Origin of the sequence: Roseateles subflavus (assembly GCF_030285365.1) — a bacterium.
In the GTDB taxonomy this organism is placed as follows: Bacteria; Pseudomonadota; Gammaproteobacteria; order Burkholderiales; family Burkholderiaceae_C; genus Roseateles_B; species Roseateles_B subflavus.
Map to the genome: position 1 here is coordinate 556,147 of NZ_JASVDS010000001.1, position 20,111 is coordinate 576,257.

Genomic DNA, 20,111 nt, shown 5'->3' on the forward strand with positions numbered 1-20,111 from the left:
CTCCTTGGGCGGGTCGCTCAGACCCCACCGCCCTGCTCCCACCCCTCCTCGGGCGGTGCGGGCGGGCGCAGCGGGGCTTCGGCGCCTTCGGCGGGCGCGACGCGGGGCAGCTCGATGACGAAGCGCGTGCCCTCGCCCATCACGCTCTGCACGCGGATGCTGCCGCCCAGCAGCGTGTGGACGATGTTGTAGCAGATGTGCAGTCCGAGCCCCGAGCCGCCCTGGCCCAGACGGGTCGTGAAGAAGGGCTCGAAGATGCGGCGCAGGTGCTCCGGCGGGATGCCCCCGCCGTTGTCGGTGAACTCGAGCAGCACGTGGTCCACGCCCTGGGCCTGGGCCGTCAGCCGCATGCGCCCGCCCTTGCGGCCTTCGAAACCGTGCAGCATGGCGTTGAGCACCAGGTTGCTGATGACCTGGCCCAGCGGTCCCGGGAAGCTGTCCAGCTCCAGGCCCGGCTGCAGGTCCAGGCTCATCTCATGCTCCTCGCGGCGGATGCGGCTGGAGAGCGTCATGACCACCTCCTCGGCCGTCTGGGCGAGGTCGAAGCGGCGGCGCTGGTCCGAGGTCTGGTCGACGGCCAGCTGCTTGAAGCTGGCGATCAGGTTGGCGGCCTGTTCCAGGCTGCGCAGCAGCAGCGTGGTCGAGGCCTCGCTGCCCTCGCAGAAGCTCTGCAGCTCGCTGCGCCGCAGGCCGCCGCCCTGGGCGCGCTGGAGGAAGTCCCGGCTCGCGTCGCGCAGCGTGCTGGCCATCAGCAGGCTGTTGCCGATGGGCGTGTTGAGCTCGTGCGCCACACCCGCCACGAGCGCCCCGAGCGCCGCCAGCTTCTCCTGCTCCACCAGGCGATCCTGCGCCAGCTGCAGGCGCCGGTAGGCCTCGGCGTTGTCGTAGGCCACGGCGGCATAGGCGCCCAGGGTGCGCAGGATGTCGAGGTCGGCCACGCCGAAGGCCTTGGGCACGGCGCTGAGCACGGCGATGACGCCCATCACGCGGCCCTTGAGCTGCATGGGCACGTAGATGCCGGAGTGCGCCTCGTTGACTGGGCGGCCGTCGGCCAGGCGGGCCTCGTCCTGGCCGCTGCGCTGGCGCACGTGCTGGTCCAGGCGGCGGATGTCATGGGCGAACTTGTCGATCATCAGCTCGCGGGTCTCCAGCACGCACTGCACCGAGGGCTGCTCCAGGGCCGAGAGGCTGCGCTGGTAGGGCATGAAGGGCTGGCCGTCCTGCATCACGAACTCGAAGTCGATGACGCCGGCCTCCCAGTTCACCCGGCCCACGCCGAACACGCTGGCATTCATCAGTTCGCTGACGTGGGCGTAGAGCGTCTGCTGGATGGTCGGGAGGTCGCGCGTGGCGGTGATGTCCCGGCCGATCTCGCTCAGCAGCGTGATGCTGCGGCGCGCCTTCTCGGCGGCTTCGCGCTGGGCCTCGGCCTGGTGCTTCTCGATCTGCAGCTGCCGCCCCTGCTCGACCACCTCGGCCGTGCGCTCGGCCACCTTGGCCTCCAGCTTCAGCCGGGCGGCGTGCAGGGCGGCCATGCGCCAGCGGTAGGCCCAGGCCATCATCGCCAGCACCGTGAGCAGCACACCGCCGCGCCACCACCACGTGCGCCAGAAGGGCGGCAGGACTTCGATCTCGATCAGTGTCTGCTGCTCGCTCCACACGCCGTCCGGGTTGGCCGCGCGGCCCACGAGGCGGTAGTGCCCCGGGTCGAGGTTGGTGTAGGTGGCCATGGCCTGCTCGCCCCGGCCCTGGATCCAGTCGCGGTCGAAGCCTTCGAGCAGCCAGGCGTAGCGGTTGCGCCGCGGGTCCGCGAAGTGCAGCGCCGAGAGCTCGAAGCTGACCATGACCTCCTCGTGCCCCAGCTGCATCCGCCGCGCGGCATGCAGCGGGCCGGTGATGCCGACGTCGCGCAGGCTGACGCTGGCGCTGGAGCCGACCCGCTGCGCGCTGCTCGCCGCCGCGGCGTCGGGCAGCAGGCTCTGGTTGTGCAGCCGCAGGTCGGACAGCACCACGCCGGGCGCCTGGGGGTTGTCGCGCAGCTGGCTGGGGTGGAAGCGGATGATGCCGGTGCTGCCGAAGAAGAGGCTGCCGTCCGGGCCGCGGGCCGCCGCCCCGAAATTGACGCCGCCACCGAAGCGCGAGCGCCCCGGGTAGCGGCGCGCGCGCTGCTGGTCCGGCACGAGCTGCACCAGCCCGTCGTCGGCCCCCAGCCAGATCTCGCCGTCCAGCGTGTCCTGCATCGCGTCATAGGAGCCGGGACCGAGTCCGGGCGTCCCGGACCAGTCCCTCAGACGCCAGCCGTCGGCGTCCTGGCGCAGCTCGAAGACCCCCTGATTGCCCGCCAGCCACAGGCGCCCCCGCACATCCTGGCGCAGCGCGTGCACCGCCAGCTTCTGCGGCTGCGTCAGCACGCGGTCGGCCGTGAGCACGAAGTCGAAGTCGTCGGTGTCGGGGCGGTAGAGGTAGAGCCCGCCCTTGGTGCCCACCCAGAGCCGGCCCTCGCGGTCTTCCAGCAGGCAGTCGATGGTGTCGTGCTGCAGCGCGTGGTCGATGCCGGGGCGGGCGCTGTAGCGCTGCACGCGCTGGCCGCCGCCCTCGATGCGGTAGAGCCCGCCGGCGCTGCTGGCCCAGACGCGGCCGTGGCGGTCCTGCACCAGCGCGCTGATGGAGGCCGCGGATGGCGTGGCCGCCTGCAGCGGCACGGCCTGGCTGCGACGCTGGCGGGGGTCGAAGCGCATCAGGCCGCCGTCGCCGCCGACCCACAGCAGGCCGTCGCGGTCCCGCAGCAGGGTCTTGATGTTGCGCAAGGGCAGCTGGGACGCGGGGACGCGCTCCGCATCGCCGCTGGCAAGGTGCAGCCGGTTGAGCCCGCCGCCGTAGATGCCCACCCAAACGTGCTCGGCGTCGTCCGGCGCGAAGGCCATGGGCGAGTCGCCGCTGAGGCTGCGCTCGTCGCCGGGCACATGGTGGTAGCGCAGGAAGCCGCCGGAGCGCAGGTCCGCCAGGCTCAGGCCCTTGCCCCAGCTGCCCACCCACAGCACGCCGTCGCGGTCGATCATCAGCGAGGCCACGCTGTCGGAGGCCAGGCTGTCGGGCACGGCGGGCTGGTGCTGATAGCGGCGCAGGCCCTGGCCGTCGTCCCGCCATTGCAGCAGGCCCTGGTGGTCGCCCAGGCCGATCCACACGCCGCCCTCGCGGTCCTGCGCGAGCGCGAAGACCGTGGTGCGCGGCACCGGCAGCGCCGACAGCGTCGCGTCGGGGCGCACGCCAAGGCCGTCGGGATCGAGGGTCCACACCTGCAGGCCGCCGCTCGTCCCGACCCACAGACGGCCGCCCGGGTCCACCAGCAGGCTGCGGGCCAGGAGCTGGGCCGGCGCGCGACCGGCGGCCGACGGGTGGGCGCTCACGCGCAGGCGCTGGCGCAGCTGGCCCCGTGCATCCACGTGCAGGATCCAGTCGCCCTGCGCGAACCACACACCGCCCTGCCCGTCGGCGGTGAAGGCGCGCAGCCGCTCGTCCGCCAGCGCCAGCTCGGCCGGTGGCTCCCAGCGCGTGAACTGCTCGCTCTGGCGGTCCAGCAGGTACAGGCCGGCCACGAGGCCCACCCACAGCTGCGAACCCTCGTGAGCGGCGATCCCGACGGTCCGGCGCTGCTGCAGCGCGAGGCCGGACGGCAGCGCCACGCGGCGGACCTTCTCGGTGGCCAGCGCGAGGCGGTCGACACCGTCGCTGGTGCCGACCCACAGCGTGCCCTGCCCGTCGTCCAGGAGCGCGTGGATGAAGGGGTGGCTCAGGGTGTCCGGCTGCTCGGGCCGCGCGGGAAAGACCTGCACGTGCCGGCCGTCGTAGCGCGCGAGGCCGCTGGTCGTGCCCAGCCACACGAAGCCGCGGTGGTCCTGCAGACTGACCATCACGGCGTCGCTGGGCAGGCCGCTGCCGGAGTTCAGCGCCGTGAAGGGCAAGGCTTGAAGCGAGGCCGCGCGGCCCGGGGGGGGCATCAGGGCCGCACCCGCGCAAAGGCCGGCGATCAGGGCAAGCCTGGCTGCTGACCATTGCATTCGCCGAAGCCATGAAACCACAAGCCCACCCCTGCACAAAGCAGCCCTGAGGGTAACGAATGCCCGCGCCGCTGACCAGCGGGCACAACACCGTGTCCCCCCGAAGCGGCCGTGCGGTGCGGCAGGCTATGCTGGCGGTCTTCAGGAGTTCCCCATGCTTGCATCCAGCCTTGGCATCCACGACCTGGGTCTGTTCATCGTCTCCGGCCTGCTGCTCAACATCACGCCGGGGCCGGACTCGCTGCTGATCATGAGCCGCAGCGCCAGCCACGGCTGGCGGGCCGGCGCCGCCGCGGCCCTGGGCATCGGCACGGGGACGCTGGTGCACGTGCTGGCCGGCGCGCTGGGGCTCTCGGCGCTGCTGGCGGCCTCCGCCACGGCCTTCATCGTGATCAAGCTGATGGGGGCGGCCTACCTGGTGTGGCTGGGCCTCGGGATGCTGTGGCAGCGCCGCAGCGGTGCCGTTCAGGCCGCCGCGCCGGCCGCCAGCGTCCCGGCGCTGCCGCTGTGGACCGTCTTCCGCCAGGGCCTGCTGACCAATGTGCTCAACCCCAAGGTGGCGCTCTTCTTCCTGGCCTTCGTGCCGCAGTTCATCAGCGCGGACGCGTCCCACAAGGGGCTGGCCTTCCTGGTGCTGGGCCTGGTCTTCGACCTCAACGGCATGCTGTGGTGCCTGAGCCTCGCCGCCTTCACGGCCGGTGCGAGCCGCCGCATCCGCCTGCCCGTGTCCTGGGTCACGGCGCTGAACCGGAGCATCGGCATGCTCTTCCTGCTCTTCGGCCTGCGACTGGCGCTGGACGAGACGCGCTGACGGGCCTCGCCCCCCTGGCCCTCGGGCGGCTGGCTCAGGGGCTGATCCAGTCCTCGGCCTGGTCGGCCGTCATGCCCTGGTGATGGCTGAGGTGGACGCGGCCCCGGAACCACCGTTCCCACTGCGCGGCCCGCAGACGGTCCAGCACCGGGCCCTTGAGCTCGGAGAGATCAAGCCGCCGGCCCTGGCGCGCGAGGCCATCGTGCAGCTCGCGCAGCGCCTCCAGGCCGCTGTAGTCGATGCCGTTCACCGGGGACATCTGCAGCACCACGCGCCGCGTGCCGGGATGCTGGGCGAGCTGGGCCTGGACGACGTCCGCCAGGCTGCGGGCGTTGGTGAAGAGCAGGCTCTCGTCGATGCGCAGGCCCATCACCTCGGGCAGGCACTCGACGTCGTGGCGGTCGACATTGCGGTAGTGCTCCGTCCCCCGCACCCGGCCCACGAGGGCGACGTGCGGACGGGCCGTGCGCTGCAGCAGGAGCGCGATGGAGCCGAGCACCCCGAGCCCCAGGGCCGCCGCCACGCTGACGTTCAGCACCAGCAGCGTCACCGCGAGCATCAGCAGGCCCTCGGCCCGGGCGTAGCGCCAGGCCTCGACATAGGGCCGCCACTGCAGGCCCGACAGCACCGCGACGAGGATGGTGGCCGCCAGCACGCTGCGCGGCAGCCATGCCAGCGCCGGGGCGAGGCTCAGGGCGGCGGCGCCCATGAGCACCGCGGCCATGACGCTGCTCATGCGGGTCCGGCTGCCGGCGTCGTAGAGCAGCGCACTGCGCGAGAAACTGCCGGCGACCGGCAGCCCGGCACTGAAGGCCGCCGCGACGTTGGCCGCGGCCAGGCCCGCCAGCTCCCGGCGGGCATCGACGCGTTCGCCCCGGCGGCGCGCCAGGGCCTCGGCGACGACGAGGCTGCTGACGTAGGAAATCAGCGCGATCAGCAGGGCGCCGGGCAGCAGCGCGAGCCACAGGGCGGCGTCCAGCGGCGGCGCGATCAGGTGCAGGTGCAGCGGCGGCAGCGTGCCGATCAGGCGCACGCCCTGGCCCTGGGCCTGCAGCAGCCAGGCGGCACCGAGCGTGAGCAGCAGCACCAGCAGCGGTGCCAGGCGCCCCCACAGCCCCTTCATCAGGCGCCGGCCCAGCAGGAGCAGGACGACGGCGGCCAGGCCGAAACCCAGCGTGGGCGCGTGCCAGTCCCAGCCGCTGCCGGCCGCGCTGGCCAGCACCGCCGGCAGCTCGGAGCCCTGCGCGGGGCTGCCCAGCAGGGTGGGCAGCTGGCTCATGGCGATGGCCAGCGTGGCGCCGGTCTCGAAGCCGTGCAGCACCGGCACGCTCATCAGCGCGGCGAGCGCATCCAGTCGCAGCGCTGCCGCCAGGGCCATCAGCAGGCCCGTCTCCGCGGCCAGCACCACGGCCACCTGCCCCGGGCTGTAGCCGGCCGGTGCGGCGCCCGTGGTCTGCGCCACCATGAGCGCCACGATGGCCACGGGCCCGACGCCCAGGTAGGGACTGGAGCCGAACAGCGCGTAGGCGAGCAGCGGCAGCAGGCTGGCGTAGAGGCCGGCCTCGGCCGGCAGGCCGGCGAGCAGGGCGTAGGCGAGGCTCTGCGGGATCAGCAGCACGCTGACCACGGCCGCGGCGACCAGGTCGTCCAGCCAGGGGCCCCGGGCGTAGGCGCGCAGCGCCGTCAGGGCATTCACAGCGCGTTCAGGGGAATCTTGAGGTAGCGCAGGCCGTTGGCCTCGGCCTCGGGCAGCTGGCCGGCGCGCACATTGAGCTGCACGGCGGGCAGCAGCAGCACCGGCATCGCGAGCTGGCGGTCCCGGGCCTGGCGCCGTGCGATGAAGGCGGCCTCGGTGACGCCCTCGTGCAGGTGCACGTTGTGGGCGCGCTGCTCGGCGACGGTGCTGATCCAGCAGGCGGGCCGGCTGGACGGCGGGTAGTCGTGGCACAGATGCAGGCGCGTGTGCGGCGGCAGGCTCAGCAGGCGCTGGACGGAGCGGTACAGCGTGGCCGCGTCACCCCCGGGAAAGTCGCAGCGGGCGCTGCCGTAGTCCGGCATGAAGAGCGTGTCCCCGATGAAGACGTCGTCGCCCACGCGGTAGCTGACGCAGGCCGGGGTGTGGCCCGGCGTGTGCATCACCTCGGCGCTCAGGCTGCCGATGGCGAAGCGCTCGCCGTCCTCGAAGAGCCGGTCGAAGGGGCGGCCGTCGGTGGGGATGCCGGGGTCGTTGAAGAGCTGCCGGAAGACCTGCTGCACCTCGGTGATCTTCGCGCCGATGGCGATGCGGCCGCCCAGACGCTGCTGCAGCCAGGGCGCGGCGCTGAGGTGGTCGGCGTGGCAGTGGGTCTCGAGGAGCCAGTCCACCGTCAGCTGCTGCGCCTGCACCCAGGCGACGAGGAGCTCGGCGCTCAGCGTGCCCGTGCGGCCGGACTTGGGGTCGTAGTCCAGCACCGGGTCGATGATGGCGCAGCGGCGGGTGGCGGGGTCGGCCACGACATGGCTCACCGTGTGGGTGGCCGCATCGTAGAAGGCATGGATCTGGGCCTGGATCGGGGTGTCGGGCATGGCGGCTCCGAAAGGGGCCGGGGCAGTATAGGGCGGGGTCGGCCCCGCTCGGCCGCCCCGGCGCTCCGGTGTCAGGGCGCGGCGGGGCCCAGCACCTGCAGCAGCTGCACCCGCGAGGAGATGCAGGCGGCGTCGAAGTCGGCCTGGATCTGCGTCAGGGCCTCGGTGTCGTGCGCGTCGATGGTGGCGATGCCCACGGCGCGGTTGCGGCCCTGGGCCTTGGCGGTGTAGAGCACCATGTCCGCCCAGTTGACGGCCTGTTCCCAGTGCAGGGACAGCCCGGTGGGCGGCAGCGGGAAGTGGGCGAAGCCGACGGAGACGGTCACATGCAGCGGGCCGTCCGGTGACTGCACGGTCTCGCTGCCGACGGCGTGCAGGATGCGCTCGGCCATCTGCTGCAGCTGGGCCGGCGGCACGCCCGGGACGAAGACGAGGAACTCCTCGCCGCCCCAGCGCACGACCAGGTCCTCTTCCCGCACGGCCTGGCTGATGCGGCGCGAGACCTCGCAGATCACGGCGTCGCCGGCCGAGTGGCCGTGCTCGTCGTTGACGTGCTTGAAGTGGTCGATGTCCACCATCAGCAGGGCGCCGTTGAAGGTGCTGGCGGCATGCTGCTCCATCACGGCCATGAAGTGGCGGCGGTTCGCGAGATTGGTGAGCGGGTCACGCTCGCTCTGGGCGCGCAGCAGGGCCTCGTTGGCCTTGAGCTGGCGATTGGCCTGGCGCACCTTGGTCAGCATCATCACCAGCAGCGGCAGCAGCAGGACCGTCAGCAGGGCCAGGGCCATGCCCACGCGCTGGGCCAGCACGCTGTTGGCCACCTGGCGCGCACGGAGTTCGCCGTCACGCTGCAGCAGGGTGAGCTCGGCGCTCTTGCGGTCGCTGTCGTAGCGCAGCTTGAGCTCGTCGAGCTGGGCCTTGCGCGAGGCTTCCTGGACCTGCTGGCTCAGCTGGCGTCCGGCCACGAGCGCCTTCAGGGCCTCGGACCACTGGCCCGTTTCCGCCCAGGCGTCGGCCAGCTCGTCGAACTCGTGGCTGCGCTCCGCCGCTCCGATGAGCTCGGGCTGCATGGCGTCCAGGCGACGGTGCTCCTGGCGGGCGGCGTCGAATTGGCGCAGCAGGATCAGCGCCAGGCCCATGTTGTGGCGCAGGATGCGCTCCATGCGCCGGTCCTGGAACTCCTCGAGCGCCGGCAGCGCCTGACGGGCCTGGGCGAGCGCGCGGTCGGGCTGGCGGGCGCTGAGGTAGAAGTCCGCCAGATTGGCCCGTACCACGGCCTCCACACGGGGGGCGCCGGCGCTGTGGGCGAGGCTGAGCGCCTCCTCCAGCGCGCGCAGCTGGGCGCCGCGGTCCTTGCGCATGGCGGCGATGCCGCCCTCGTAGACCTTGATGCGCGCGAGCGTGGGCAGGTCCGCCTGGGCGGCCTGCAGGGCCTGGGCGAGATGCAGGCGGCCGGCCTCGGCCTGGTCCTGCTCATGCTCGGCCACGGACAGGCGCCCCAGGCTCAGCGCCAGCAGCGCGGGCATCTTGAGCAGGCGGGCCAGCACGGCATGGCGCTCGAACACGACGATGGCAGAGGCCCCCGCGCCCACGGATTGCTGGCCGGGGCCGATCAGGCGCAGGCCCAGCCAGGTGGCGGTGGCGTCGCAACCCTCGGCCAGGCTCTCCTGCAGCTCGGGCTCGCGGTGTTCCCACTGGCAGGGCGGATGCAGCAGCTCCAGCCCCTTGCGGGCCAGCTCGCTCGCGGCCTGGGGATGGTCCTGCCGTTCGGCCACCATGGCGCGGATCAGCTGGGCGTGGCCGGGGAAGCTGGCATCGAGGTCGCGGGCGAGGGCCTCCGCCTCGCTGGCACCCTGGCCGGCGGTGAGGGCGGCAGCGAGGTCCAGGGTCAGTTCCGCCGCGAGGGCCGCATCGCCGGCCGCATGGGCGCTCTGCACCATCGGCCGCAGGGCCTTGACGGCCGCCTGCGGGCGGTCATAGGCCAGGAGCATGAGCTGCAGGCCGTCGCGGCGCAACTCGGCGCGGTTCAGGGGCGCCGGGGCGGCAGACGGCGTCGGGGCGGGCGCGGCCAGCGGGCCGGTGGCGGGGACGGCCGGGGCGGCCGGCGCGCCCAGGGCAGTGCCGGCGGCCAGGGCCAGCAGCAGCGGCAGCAGGCGGCGGGCGGGGGACGGCAGGCGCTTCATGGGCGGGGCTCCGTCCATTGAGCCGGGCCGGCCGGCGTCGAGAGCCGCACCTTGCCGTCGTGCCAGGCCGCTTCCATCTGCTCGGACAGCGCGAGGAGGGCATCGCCATCGGCCGCATCGGCCCATTGCAGACCGTAGGCCTTGTTGCGGCCGTGCGCCTTGGCCATGTACATGAGGGTGTCGACCATGTCGATGGCGCGCTCCCAGTGCAGCGACACGCCGTGAGGCTCGATGGGGAAGCTCGCGAAGCCGATGGAGGCCGTGACCGGGATGGTGTGGCGCTCGTGCACGACGGCCTGGCCGCCGATGGCCTCCAGCAGGCGCTGGCCCAGATGCTGGGCGAAGACGGGGTCGCTGGACTTGATCACGATGAGGAATTCCTCGCCGCCCCAGCGCACGACGAGATCATCCTCGCGCAAGGCCTGGCGCAGGCGGCGCGAGACGTCCACCAGCACCGTGTCGCCCGCGGCGTGGCCGAAGTTGTCGTTGATGCGCTTGAAGTGGTCGATGTCGATCAGGAAGACGCTGCCGCGCAGCAGGTCCTGCTCCTCGCGCTGGCGGATGGCGGCCTGGAAGTGGCGGCGGTTGGCGAGGCCCGTCAGCGGGTCGCGCTCGCTCTGCACCTTGAGCCGCTCGTTGGTGCTCTGCAGGGCCATGTTGGTGCGGCGCACGCGGCGGTAGGCCATCAGGAGCAGCACGCCGGCGGCCAGCACGCAGCCGCCCATCAGCAGCCACAGGCGGAACTCCAGCTGGCTGGCGCGCAGCTGCTCGTTCTTGAGGCTCATGTCGCGGTTGAGCAGCTCGATCTCGCGGCTGCGGCGGTCGGCCTCCAGCGCCTCCTGGGCTTCGAGGACGGTCTTGCGCAGGTCATCGCGGTAGAGCTGGCGGCGGAACTGGCGCTCCTTCAGGTAGGCCTGGACGGCGTCCTGCGTGAGGCCCACCTCCTGCAGGGCGCGGCCGTACTCCTCGTACAGCGCGTCCATGCCGGTGGCCGCGCCCGCCTCGGCGGCCTGCTTGAAGCCGGCCTCGATCTCCTGGCGACCCTGGGTGATCTGGCCGGTGTGCATCAGCGCGATGCCCAGGTTGTGGCGGCCAAGGGCGGCGGCATAGACGTCGTTGCGCTTCTGGGCCAGACGGACGGCCTCGGTGGTGAGCGCGATGGCGCTGGCCCACTCCTTCTTGCGCAGGAAGTCGTCCGCGCGGTTGGCCAGGGCGTTGGCGATGAGATCGTCGAAGCCCGTCTCGCGCGCCGCCTCCAGGGCGGCCTGGGAGGCGGCCTCCGTGATGGCGCGGTCCCGGTCCTGGTAGATGGAGCCGCGGTTGACGGCCACGAAGTAGCGCAGCAGCGGCCGCTTGTCGCCCGCGGCCAGCTGCTCGGCCTCGGCCTGCGTCTTCACGGCCTGGTCGAACTGCTGGGCCGCGGCGTAGATGGCGGCGAGCTGCAGGCGTGCGTACACGCGGCGGGTGAGCGTGGCGATCGGGCCGTCCGACAGCTCGAGGACGCGATGCCCGGCGCGCAGGGCCTTGTCGAACTCGCCCTGCTCGGTGAAGACGCCGGCGCGCATCTCCCACAGCGTCAGCAGCTGGCGCTGCGGCTGGCCGGTCTCGTCGATCTCGTCCAGGATGCCGAGAATCTTGCGCAGCTTCTGGCCCTGGTTGGACAGCGCGGCCCGGCGGGCCTCCATCACGGCCTCGGTCAGGCGCAGCGTGGTGGCCACGCGGGGATCCTCGCGGCCGGGCCACTGGGCCAGCTGCTCGCGCAGGTCCTCGTAGCGCGCGGCCTCGTCGACCCGGGCCAGCACGACGGCGCGCAGGCCCAGCACCGCCAGTCGCGAGGCGCTGCCGGGGGGCTGCTGTGCGGACAGCTCGCGCAGTTCGTCGTCGATCTCGCGCGGGCGCAGCCGCAGGTCCGGGTCCAGGGCGTCCAGCCGGGCGAGCACCTCCGGGCTGGCCACCGAGGCGGCGTCCGTGCGCGCGTCCGGCTGGCAGGCCGCCAGACCGAGCGCGAGCACTCCGCAGACCAGGCGGAGGCACCAGCGATTGGGAGCGAAGCGTGGGCGTGTACTCATCGACGGCGTGTGCTGTCGATTGGATGCTGCCAGCGGTGCTTCGACGGCGGTCGGCATGGCGTGTCAGTCAAAAAAGCGCGCAATCCGGCACGGTGTCTCGACCTTCATCGACGCGGGCGGCCGGGGGCCAGCAAGCCGTTGAGCAGCAGCGCCCCGAAGGTGGCGGTCCCGATGCCGCCCAGGGTGAAGCCTCCCAGGTGCAGCGTGTAGTCCCCGGTGCCGAGGATCAGCGTGATGGCGGCGAGCATGAGGTTGTGGTGCTGGCTGAAGTCCACCCGGTTGTCGACCCAGATCTTGGCACCCGCGACGGCGATGAGGCCGAAGACCACGATGCTGACCCCGCCCATCACCGGCAGCGGGATGGTCTGGATCAGGGCGCCGAACTTGGGCGAGAAGCCCAGCACGACGGCCAGCAGCCCGGCCACCACGAAGACGGCCGTCGAGTAGATGCGGTTGGCGGCCATCACGCCGATGTTCTCGGCATAGGTGGTGACGCCGGTGCCACCGGCCGCGCCGCTGAGCATCGTGGCCAGGCCGTCGCCCATGAAGGCACGGCCCATGTCGCGGTCGATGTCTCGGCCCGTCATGGCGCCGACGGCCTTGAGGTGGCCCAGGTTCTCGGCGACGAGGATCAGCGCGACGGGGGCGATCAGCAGCAGCGCGCCGGCCTCGAAGCGGGGGCTCGCGAAGTGCGGCAGGCCGAACCAGGCCGCCTGCGCCACGCCGCTGAAGTCCATGGGCTTGCCCAGGCCGAGACCGTTGGTGAGCACGGCGTAGAGCACGCTGGCGATGAGCAGGCCGGCCAGGATCAGCAGGCGCTGCAGCAGGCCGCGGCTGCGCACGGCCACGAGGGCCACGCTCAGGAAGGTCAGGGCCTGCACCCAGGCGTCGAAGGGCGTGGGGGCCATGTTCTTGATCGGGACGCTGGCCAGGTTGAGGCCGATCACGGCGACGATGGCGCCCGTCACCACCGGCGGCATCAGGCGTTCCACCCAGCCGGTGCCCAGCCACTGGACCAGGGCGCCGATCAGGAAATACAGCGCGCCGCAGGCCACGATGCCGCCGAGGGCCAGGCCGATCTGGGCGTTGGGGCCGCTGCCGCCGTAGCCGGTGGCGCTGATCACGACGCCGATGAAGGCGAAGCTGGATCCCAGGAAGCTGGGCACCCGGCCGCCGACCATGAAGAAGAACAGGAGCGTGCCGATGCCGCTCATCAGGATGGCGACGTTGGGATCGAAGCCCATGAGCAGCGGCGCCAGCACCGTGGCGCCGAACATGGCCACCACATGCTGCAGGCCCAGCGCGAGCGTCTGCGGCCAGGCCAGGCGCTCGTCCGGAGCCACCGCCTGTCCATCCACTGCAGAGACTTCACGCCACGTCGGGATCCAGCTCACTACGCACTCCTCTCAGGCTGCTTTTGACTTCTGAAGCACGGAAGGCGGCCGCCTCCCTGGGTCAAGGGGGCGTGGCTTCCGGCACCTGTGCGCGGAGTGTAGTGAGGGGGCGACGCCCCCCGGCTTGGGCGATATCCCTATATGGGCGTGGCCTCAACGCAGAAAGTTACACATTCTGTAACGAATTCACGAGAGGCCCGCCAGCCATGCTGCGGATATATCGAATCAGGAGGTGAGTCAGACCGCGGCGGACAGCCAGCGGGCCACCTGCTGCTGCACCCCCGGGTCGTCCAGAAGGCGGCGATGGCCCAGGCCCTCGGTGAGCTGCAGGGTGGCGTCGGGCAGGGCCGCGGCCAGGGCCTCGCTGTAGGCGGCGGGAACGGCGCGGTCCTGGCGGTCGTGCACCAGCAGCACGGGCAGGCGCAGGTGCCGCCCCAGCCAGTCCGGCTCGAAGCCGGCCAGCCCGGGCCGGGCCCGCGCCTCCAGCGCCTGCCGGATGCGGTCGCGGACGGCGCTGCCCAGGCCGAAGCTGGCCACGAATCCCTCCAGGAGATGCCGGGGCGGCGCGGAGCAGGCCAGCAGGGCGAGGCGGCGTGCCGGCAGCCCCCGGGCCACGCCGTGGGCGGCCGCCAGCGCCCCGATGGAATGCGCGGCGATGCCCACCCAGGGCCCGTGCTCGACCGTGAGCACCTGCAGGGCCCGCTGCCACTGGGCGATGTCGGTCCGCGAGCCGCTGCTGCGGCCGTGGGCGGGCCAGTCCAGCACAAAGGGCGACAGGCCGGCGTCCCAGCAGGCCTGCGCGAGGCCCCGCATCTGCCCGGCCTGGCCGCTCCAGCCATGCAGCAGCAGCACGCGCGGGCGCGCTGCGCCGTCCGGGCGGTGCCACAGCTGGAGGCGGCGGGTCTCGAAGGGCAGGGTCAGGCCTTGCCAGGGCGCCATCGGAGAGCGGCGCTGCAGCAGGCGCGGGGGCAAGGGCGTGTCGAACAGCCGCAGGGCCAGGCGCGCGGCCTGGGCGGGGGCGTGGCGCTGCAGCAGGTCCAGGCTGAGCCGCAGGCCCTGCAGCACGCGGCCCTGGGCATAGAAGCGATCGACGGCGGGGCGGGTCTGGCTCATGGCATCACCCCAGAAAGAAGTCGCGGTTGCTGGCGGGAACCGCGCGCCACAGGGCCCGCAGGCCCTGCCAGCCGCGCCAGAGGGCGCCAGCCAGCCCGCACAGGGCCAGGATCAGGAGGGGGCTGAGCATGGTGAGGCCTTTCGATCTATTTCGCACGATCGTGCGAAGTTGGTGGAAATGCAGCGCGCCTTCAGGCGCGCCGGGTCGCTTCAGGGTCGTGTCAGGGGCAGCGCAGGCCTTGCATCAGGCGCTGGTAGGCGCTCCAGCCGCGCTCGGGGGCCTGTGGGTCGCGCAGGAAGCGGGTCTCCCGCACGACGGCGGTGAAGATGGCGTCGAGGTCGAAGACGAGTTGATCGGGGTCCAGGTCCGCGCGCAGATGCTGGCATTCCACGGCCTGCAGCACGCTGCGCCGCAGCACCTGGCGCCAGCGCCTGACGCCCGAGAGCAGCATGTCGCGCAGCGGCCCCTCCCGGTCGTCGAACTCGAAGGCGCCGGCGGCATAGAGGCAGCTGCCGCGATGCCCCGGCTGGCAGGCACGGGCCAGCCAGGCGCGCATGATGGCGTCCAGGCGAGGCAGGCCCCGCGGCTCGCGCAGGGCCGGCAGCAGGATGTCCTGCTGGAAGCGGCGGTCGAACTCGTCCAGCACGGCCTTCTGCAGCGCCTCGCGTGAGCCGATGCGGGAGAACACACCGCTCTTGGAGAGATTCAGGCGCTTGGCGATCTCGCCGATGGACAGGCTCTCCAGCCCCTCCAGCGCGGCCATCTCCAGCGCCATGTCCACGATGGCGGTCTGGGTCAGCTCGCTGCGCTCGGTCTTGGCTTCCATGGAACGGAATTTAGCACGACCGTGCGAACAAGCAAGAGACCCGGACCGGCACGAGGGTTTGCGACACTGGCCTCCCTTGCCGACCCTCCTGATCCGCCATGAAGATCCTGGCCGCCGCCGACTACCAGCCCGCCCTCCTGGCCCTGTTCGACCGCAGTGCCGCCGCGCTGCGGGCGCTGCTCCCGCAGGCCCGGGTGGAGCATGTGGGCGCGTCGTCCATCCCGGGTGCCAGCTCCAAGGGCGACCTGGACATTGCCGTGATCGTGCCACCCGAGGCGCATGCGCAGGCCGTGGCCCGTCTCGGCGAGGCGGGATTCCAGATCAAGACCGACACCCTGCGCACGCCCGCGCTGTGCATGCTCCTGGCGCCCGGGGACTGGTCCGAGGGGCATGACCTGGCCCTGCAGGTCATCGCCAGCGGCTCGGCCTTCGAGGATTTCCTGGTCTTTCGCGACGCCCTGCGTGCCGACCCCGCCCTGGTCGCCGCCTATGACGAGGTCAAGCGCCGGCACGCGGGGGCCGGCGAGGACGCTTATCGCACCGCGAAGGCCCGATTCATTGAATCCGTGCTGGCGCGGTCGGGCGACTGCCTATAGTCCGCCCCGCGCCGGCGTTTCGGCGGGATGGAAGTCATGAGTGATGCAGACACGGTGGTGGCTCGCCTGGACTGGGCGGCCTTCGAGAAGGACGCGGGCGGCGTCGTGCTGGCGCTGCGCGAGCTGGGCCGCGCCGTCGACGCCTCGGGCCTGGACAAGGGCCTGTGCGAGCTCGTCAAGGTGCGCGTCTCCCAGCTCAACGGCTGCGCCTTCTGCCTGCAGTACCACCTCAACCTGGGCCGACGCCTGGGCCTGGCGGCCCTGCAGCTCGACCAGCTCGCCTGCTGGCGGGACTCCCCGGCCTTCTCGTCCCGCGAGCGGGCGGCCCTGGCCTGGGCCGAGGCCCTGACGCTGCAGGCGGCGCATGCGGACAGCGACGGGCCCTATGCCGCCCTGCAGGCGCATTTCAGCGTGGCCGAGATCGCCAATCTCACGGCCGCCATCGGCCACATCAATGCCTGGAACCGGATCGCGGGCGGGCTGCGCTTCACGCCGCCGGCACCCTGAGGGCCGGCCGCAGGACCACGCCAGCGCCTATTCGGGCCGTGGAGGCGGCGCGCCGACGATGTCCACGCACTCCCACCAGTGCATCGCGAACAGCGGCCGGCGGTAGCCCTGCACCCAGGGATGGGCGAGGTCCGTGACGTAGCGGTGCCCGCGGTATTTGTAGGGCATGTAGGCCGTGGCCAGACGCTTGCTTTCCCGGAAGAGCGCCAGGCGCTGCGGCCCGTCGGGCAGGCCGGCGGCCTGCTCGAAGAGCTGGTCCAGCGCCGGCAGGCGGAAGCGGGCGTAGTTCGAGGCACCGACATGCCCGCTGTGGAAGCTCGCCAGCGCGTCCTGCGAATCAGGCTTGGCGGCCGAGACGGCGAGGCTCCAGATCATGTAGTGGCCCGCACGAAGGGCCTTGAAGTTCTCGGGCCACTTGCCGGTGCGGAACTGCACCCGCAGGCCCACGGCGGCGAGGTTCTTCTGCCAGATCTCGTCGATCTGCCGCTGGAAGCCGTCGGGCGTGGTGAGGCTCTCGAGCACGAGCTGGCGGCCGTCCGGGTCCTCGCGCCAGCCGTCGCCGTCGCGGTCGCGATAGCCGTAGAGATCGAGCAGCGCCTTGGCCCGCGCGGGGTCGAAGTCGCCCATCTCGCTCTTGTAGGCCGGGTCGTAGGCGGTGGTGTGCGGCAGGTAGGGCGACTGCGCCGGAATGGCCTGCCCGCGGCGGCCCAGCGAGATCTCGCGGCCGCAGTCCGTGGCCAGGGCGATGGCGCGGCGCAGCGCCACGCGGGCGGGCGTGTAGCCGCCCACGACCGGGTCGTCCATGTTGAAGACGGTGAACAGCACGTCCGCCAGCAGCGCGCGGTAGGCCTGGATGCCCTGGCTGGCCAGGTTGGGCGCGAGCCGGCCCTGCGGCAGGACCTGCTGGATGAAGTCCTCCGGCGTGCGTTCCAGGAAGTCGAACTGGCCGTTGAGGAAGGACAGCCAGCGCGGCTGGCTCTCCTCGATGATCGCCACCTGGACCTGGTCGATCATGGGCAGGCGCCGTCCCTTGAAGCGCGCGAGCAAGGCCTGACCCTCCTTGTCGTCCGGTGCGGGCTGGGCGTCGTAGTAGCGCTCGCGGTAGTGCGGGTTGCGGTTCAGCGTGATCAGCGAGCTGCGCCGCCACGCGGCCAGCACGAAGGGGCCGGTGCCCACCGGGTGCTCCATGGTCTCGCCGAAGTAGCCCTCGATCACTTCGCGGGCGACCGCGCCGTAGGTGTCGATCTGCGCGAAGACCTCCATCAGACGCGGCCGTGTCTCCCGCAGGCGGATCTGCAGCGTGTAGCGGTCCAGGGCGCGCAGGCCCTCGATGGGGCGGTCGTAGTCGAAGGGCGTCTTGGTCCGCAGCAGCGAGGCGCGGTACTCGGCCAGCCCGAGGATGCCCAGCTCCTCCAGCTCGGACCACGAGGGCGAGGCCACCTCCGGGTCGGCGAAGCGCTTCCAGCTGTAGACGAAGTCCTCGGCCACGAGCTCGCGCGGCTGGCCCTTGAAGACCGGGTCGGCCGAGAAGTGGATGCCCGGGCGCACCCGCATCGTCCACACCTTGAAGTCGTCCGACACCTCGGGCATGCCGTCCGCCACGAGCGGCTTGAGGCGGGCCGGCCGGGCCAGGGGGTCGTAGGTGTAGAGCCCCTCGAAGATGTGGGCCGTGATGATGCGGGAGTAGAGGTCGCTGATGCGGGCGGGGTCGAAGCCCGTCTCGGCAACGCGGAAGGCGTAGCGCAGCACCTTCTTCGGCGGGGTGAGCGCATGGGCATCGGGTCCGGGGAGGCCCAGGCCGCTCAGGCCGGCCAGCGCCAGCACGTCACGTCGGGAGGGGCCACCCGATGGGGCGCGGAATGTCATGGCCGCAGTGTCGCGGAAGGGACCTCGGCGGCGAGCACGTATTCACCCTAGATTGCCGGTGAACCCTCGCCCCCATCTCAGGGGGCAGGGCTCAGGGCCGGGCGCGGGCCTGCTGCTCGGTGTCGACGTCGATGTAGGCCCAGAAGTCGCGCATGTAGATGTTGCGGTCGTAGCCGATCACCCAGGGCTGGGCCATGTCGGTGTAGATGCGGTGGACCTCGGCCTTGAAGGGCATGTAGGCGACCACCAGACGCTGGGCCTCGTTCATCAGGGCCTGGCGCTCCGGGCCGTTGGGCAGGCGCTTCTGCCGGGCATAGAGGGTGTTGTAGGCGGGCAGGTCGAAGCGGGCCTTGTTGGCCTGGCCCTTGTTGGGCCCGTAGGCCAGGCCGAGGAAGGTGTCGCCGTCCGGTGCGGTGGCGCTCCAGCCTGCGCCCCACATCTGCAGCTTGCCGGCGGTGGCGGCCTTGAGGTTCTCCGGCCACTTGCCGAAGCGGAACTTGATGCGCACCTGGATCCCGTCCAGCGCCTTCTGCCAGAGCTCGGCCAGGGCGCGCTTCTCGCCGTCCGGTTCGGTCGTGTACTCGATCACCAGCGGCGAGCCGTCGGGCAGGTCGCGCCAGCCGTCGCCGTCCTTGTCCACGTAGCCGTAGAGGTCCAGCAGGGCGCGGGCGCGGCCGACGTCATGCTGGCTCATCTCCGAGCGGAAGGCGGGGTCGTAGCCGAAGGTGCCGGGCGGGACGGGCCCCTGCGCCGGGATGGCCTGGCCGCGGCGCGGCAGGCGGATCACCTTCTCCAGGTCCACGGCCAGGGCGATGGCGCGGCGCAGTGCGACCTTGTCCGGCGTGTAGCCGCCCACCACCGGGTCCTCCATGTTGAAGTAGGAGAAGTACAGGTCCGAGCGTGAGTAGCGCACGGCCTGCATCCCACGCCGCACGAGGTTGGGCGCCAGCTTGTTCTGCGGCATCACCTGGGGCAGGAACTCCTGCGGCACGTCGTCCACGAGATCGAACTCATTGCGCAGGAAGGACAGCCAGCGCGGCTGGTTCTCCTCGATGACGGCGATCTCCACGCGGTCCAGCATGGGCAGCTTGCGGCCCTTGAGGCGCGCGGCGGCCTCGACCATGCGCCGGTCGGCCGGATCGGGCGTCTCGTCGTAGAAGACGTCGCGGTAGTGGGGGTTCTTCTCCAGCACGATCAGCGAGCTGCGCCGCCATTCGGCGAGCCGCCAGGGGCCGGTGCCGACGGGGTGCTCCATGGCCTTGCCGGGATAGGCCTCGATCACCTCCCGGGCCACGGCGCCCAGGAAGGCGTCGGCGAAGTTGTTCACGAAGCGCGGATCCCCGAGCTCGGTGCGGACCTGGAAGGTGTAGCGGTCGATCAGCTTGAGCCCGGCCACCTCGCGGTCGTAGTCGAAGGGCTTCTTGCTCTTGAGGGCTTGCTGGCGCAGCTCCGACAGCCCCGGCAGCAGCGCGTTCTCGAGGATGTAGAGGTTGCTGCTCTTGTTGGCCGGGTCGTAGTGGCGCTTGATCGTGTACAGGTAGTCGGCCGCGGTCAGCTCGCGCTTGCGGCCCTTGAAGGCGGGGTCGTCCGCGAAGTAGATGCCTGGCTTGACGCGGAAGGTGAGGGTCTTGAAGTCCGCGCTGATCTCGGGCAGCGCCTCCACGGTCGAGGGCTTCAGGCGAACGGGGCGGGCGAGGTAGTCGAAGCGCAGCGGGGCGTCGAAGATGCCGGCCGTGATGGTGCGGGAGTAGAGGTCGGAGACCTGGGCCGGGTCGAAGCCGGTCTCGGCCACGCGGATCGCATAGCGCAGCACCTTCCGGGGGGCGTCGGCCGGCGGGGCCTCGCCCGTGGCCGTCGATGCGGCGGAGGCGGCCGACGCAGGCGCCTGGGCCTGCAGGGGCATGGACGCGCCCAGGGCACCCATCAGGAGAGCAGCAACAGCAGCAGCGCGCATTCTTTGGAATCCCTCGAGAACCACCAGCCGGGCCGGTCAGGGCCGGCACGGGCTGGCGATTGTGACGCCAAATGCCCTGGAATTCCCTAGGAGAAATCGAAGATCGACTCAGCAAAAACCTACATGGGCAGGGCGCAGTGCCTGCACTAGACTGGCGCCCGAGTCCGA

General features: G+C 71.9%; 14 protein-coding genes. 3 read left to right on the forward strand and 11 right to left on the reverse strand.

Features of this window, described 5'->3' with window-relative positions; genetic code table 11:
* Positions 1 to 17: 17 nt before the first annotated feature.
* A complete protein-coding gene (locus tag QRD43_RS02625) occupies positions 18 to 3,998 on the reverse strand; it encodes a two-component regulator propeller domain-containing protein (protein ID WP_285980915.1) in 3,981 nt (1,326 codons plus the stop codon).
* A 214-nt stretch (positions 3,999 to 4,212) separates the two neighbouring features.
* Here QRD43_RS02625 and QRD43_RS02630 point away from each other — a divergent pair, with 214 nt between their 5' ends.
* The gene (locus QRD43_RS02630) at positions 4,213 to 4,869 is read left to right on the forward strand and encodes a LysE family translocator (RefSeq protein ID WP_285980916.1); all 657 of its coding nucleotides are present in this window, start codon (positions 4,213 to 4,215) and stop codon (positions 4,867 to 4,869) included.
* Positions 4,870 to 4,903: 34 nt separating this feature from the next.
* Here the strand turns inward: QRD43_RS02630 and QRD43_RS02635 are convergent, their stop codons facing one another.
* From QRD43_RS02635 to QRD43_RS02670, 8 genes are all read right to left on the reverse strand, one after another.
* On the reverse strand, positions 4,904 to 6,565 hold the full coding sequence (locus QRD43_RS02635; protein ID WP_285980917.1) for a SulP family inorganic anion transporter: 1,662 nt from the start codon (positions 6,563 to 6,565) through the stop codon (positions 4,904 to 4,906).
* Positions 6,562 to 7,434, reverse strand: a complete 873-nt coding sequence (locus QRD43_RS02640; protein WP_285980918.1) for an MBL fold metallo-hydrolase — start codon at positions 7,432 to 7,434, stop codon at positions 6,562 to 6,564. The genes QRD43_RS02635 and QRD43_RS02640 overlap by 4 nt, the downstream gene beginning before the upstream one ends.
* A gap of 71 nt (positions 7,435 to 7,505) precedes the next feature.
* A complete protein-coding gene (locus QRD43_RS02645; RefSeq protein WP_285980919.1) occupies positions 7,506 to 9,617 on the reverse strand; it encodes a diguanylate cyclase in 2,112 nt (703 codons plus the stop codon).
* Positions 9,614 to 11,686, reverse strand: coding sequence for a GGDEF domain-containing protein (locus tag QRD43_RS02650; protein WP_285980920.1), 2,073 nt, complete (start codon positions 11,684 to 11,686; stop codon positions 9,614 to 9,616). The genes QRD43_RS02645 and QRD43_RS02650 overlap by 4 nt, the downstream gene beginning before the upstream one ends.
* A gap of 104 nt (positions 11,687 to 11,790) precedes the next feature.
* Positions 11,791 to 13,080: a solute carrier family 23 protein gene (locus QRD43_RS02655; RefSeq protein ID WP_285980921.1), complete on the reverse strand. Its 1,290-nt coding sequence runs from the start codon at positions 13,078 to 13,080 to the stop codon at positions 11,791 to 11,793.
* Between the two features lie 237 nt (positions 13,081 to 13,317).
* The gene (locus tag QRD43_RS02660) at positions 13,318 to 14,193 is read right to left on the reverse strand and encodes an alpha/beta hydrolase (protein ID WP_285980922.1); all 876 of its coding nucleotides are present in this window, start codon (positions 14,191 to 14,193) and stop codon (positions 13,318 to 13,320) included.
* A gap of 4 nt (positions 14,194 to 14,197) precedes the next feature.
* Complete coding sequence (locus tag QRD43_RS02665; protein ID WP_285980923.1) at positions 14,198 to 14,323, reverse strand: hypothetical protein; 126 nt, start codon at positions 14,321 to 14,323, stop codon at positions 14,198 to 14,200.
* 91 nt (positions 14,324 to 14,414) lie between these two features.
* Positions 14,415 to 15,020: a TetR/AcrR family transcriptional regulator gene (locus QRD43_RS02670; RefSeq protein ID WP_285980924.1), complete on the reverse strand. Its 606-nt coding sequence runs from the start codon at positions 15,018 to 15,020 to the stop codon at positions 14,415 to 14,417.
* 98 nt (positions 15,021 to 15,118) lie between these two features.
* On the opposite strand from QRD43_RS02670, the gene QRD43_RS02675 reads away from it, so the two are divergent.
* Both QRD43_RS02675 and QRD43_RS02680 read left to right on the forward strand, forming a co-directional pair.
* Positions 15,119 to 15,616 (forward strand): GrpB family protein, encoded by a 498-nt coding sequence (locus tag QRD43_RS02675; protein ID WP_285980925.1) that lies wholly within the window; start codon positions 15,119 to 15,121, stop codon positions 15,614 to 15,616.
* A gap of 36 nt (positions 15,617 to 15,652) precedes the next feature.
* Complete coding sequence (locus QRD43_RS02680) at positions 15,653 to 16,123, forward strand: carboxymuconolactone decarboxylase family protein (protein WP_285980926.1); 471 nt, start codon at positions 15,653 to 15,655, stop codon at positions 16,121 to 16,123.
* A 27-nt stretch (positions 16,124 to 16,150) separates the two neighbouring features.
* Here the strand turns inward: QRD43_RS02680 and QRD43_RS02685 are convergent, their stop codons facing one another.
* Positions 16,151 to 17,989, reverse strand: coding sequence for an ABC transporter substrate-binding protein (locus QRD43_RS02685; protein ID WP_285980927.1), 1,839 nt, complete (start codon positions 17,987 to 17,989; stop codon positions 16,151 to 16,153).
* Positions 17,990 to 18,080: 91 nt separating this feature from the next.
* Entirely contained in the window at positions 18,081 to 19,943 is a 1,863-nt protein-coding gene (locus QRD43_RS02690) for an ABC transporter substrate-binding protein (protein ID WP_285980928.1), read from the reverse strand.
* Positions 19,944 to 20,111 lie beyond the last annotated feature (168 nt).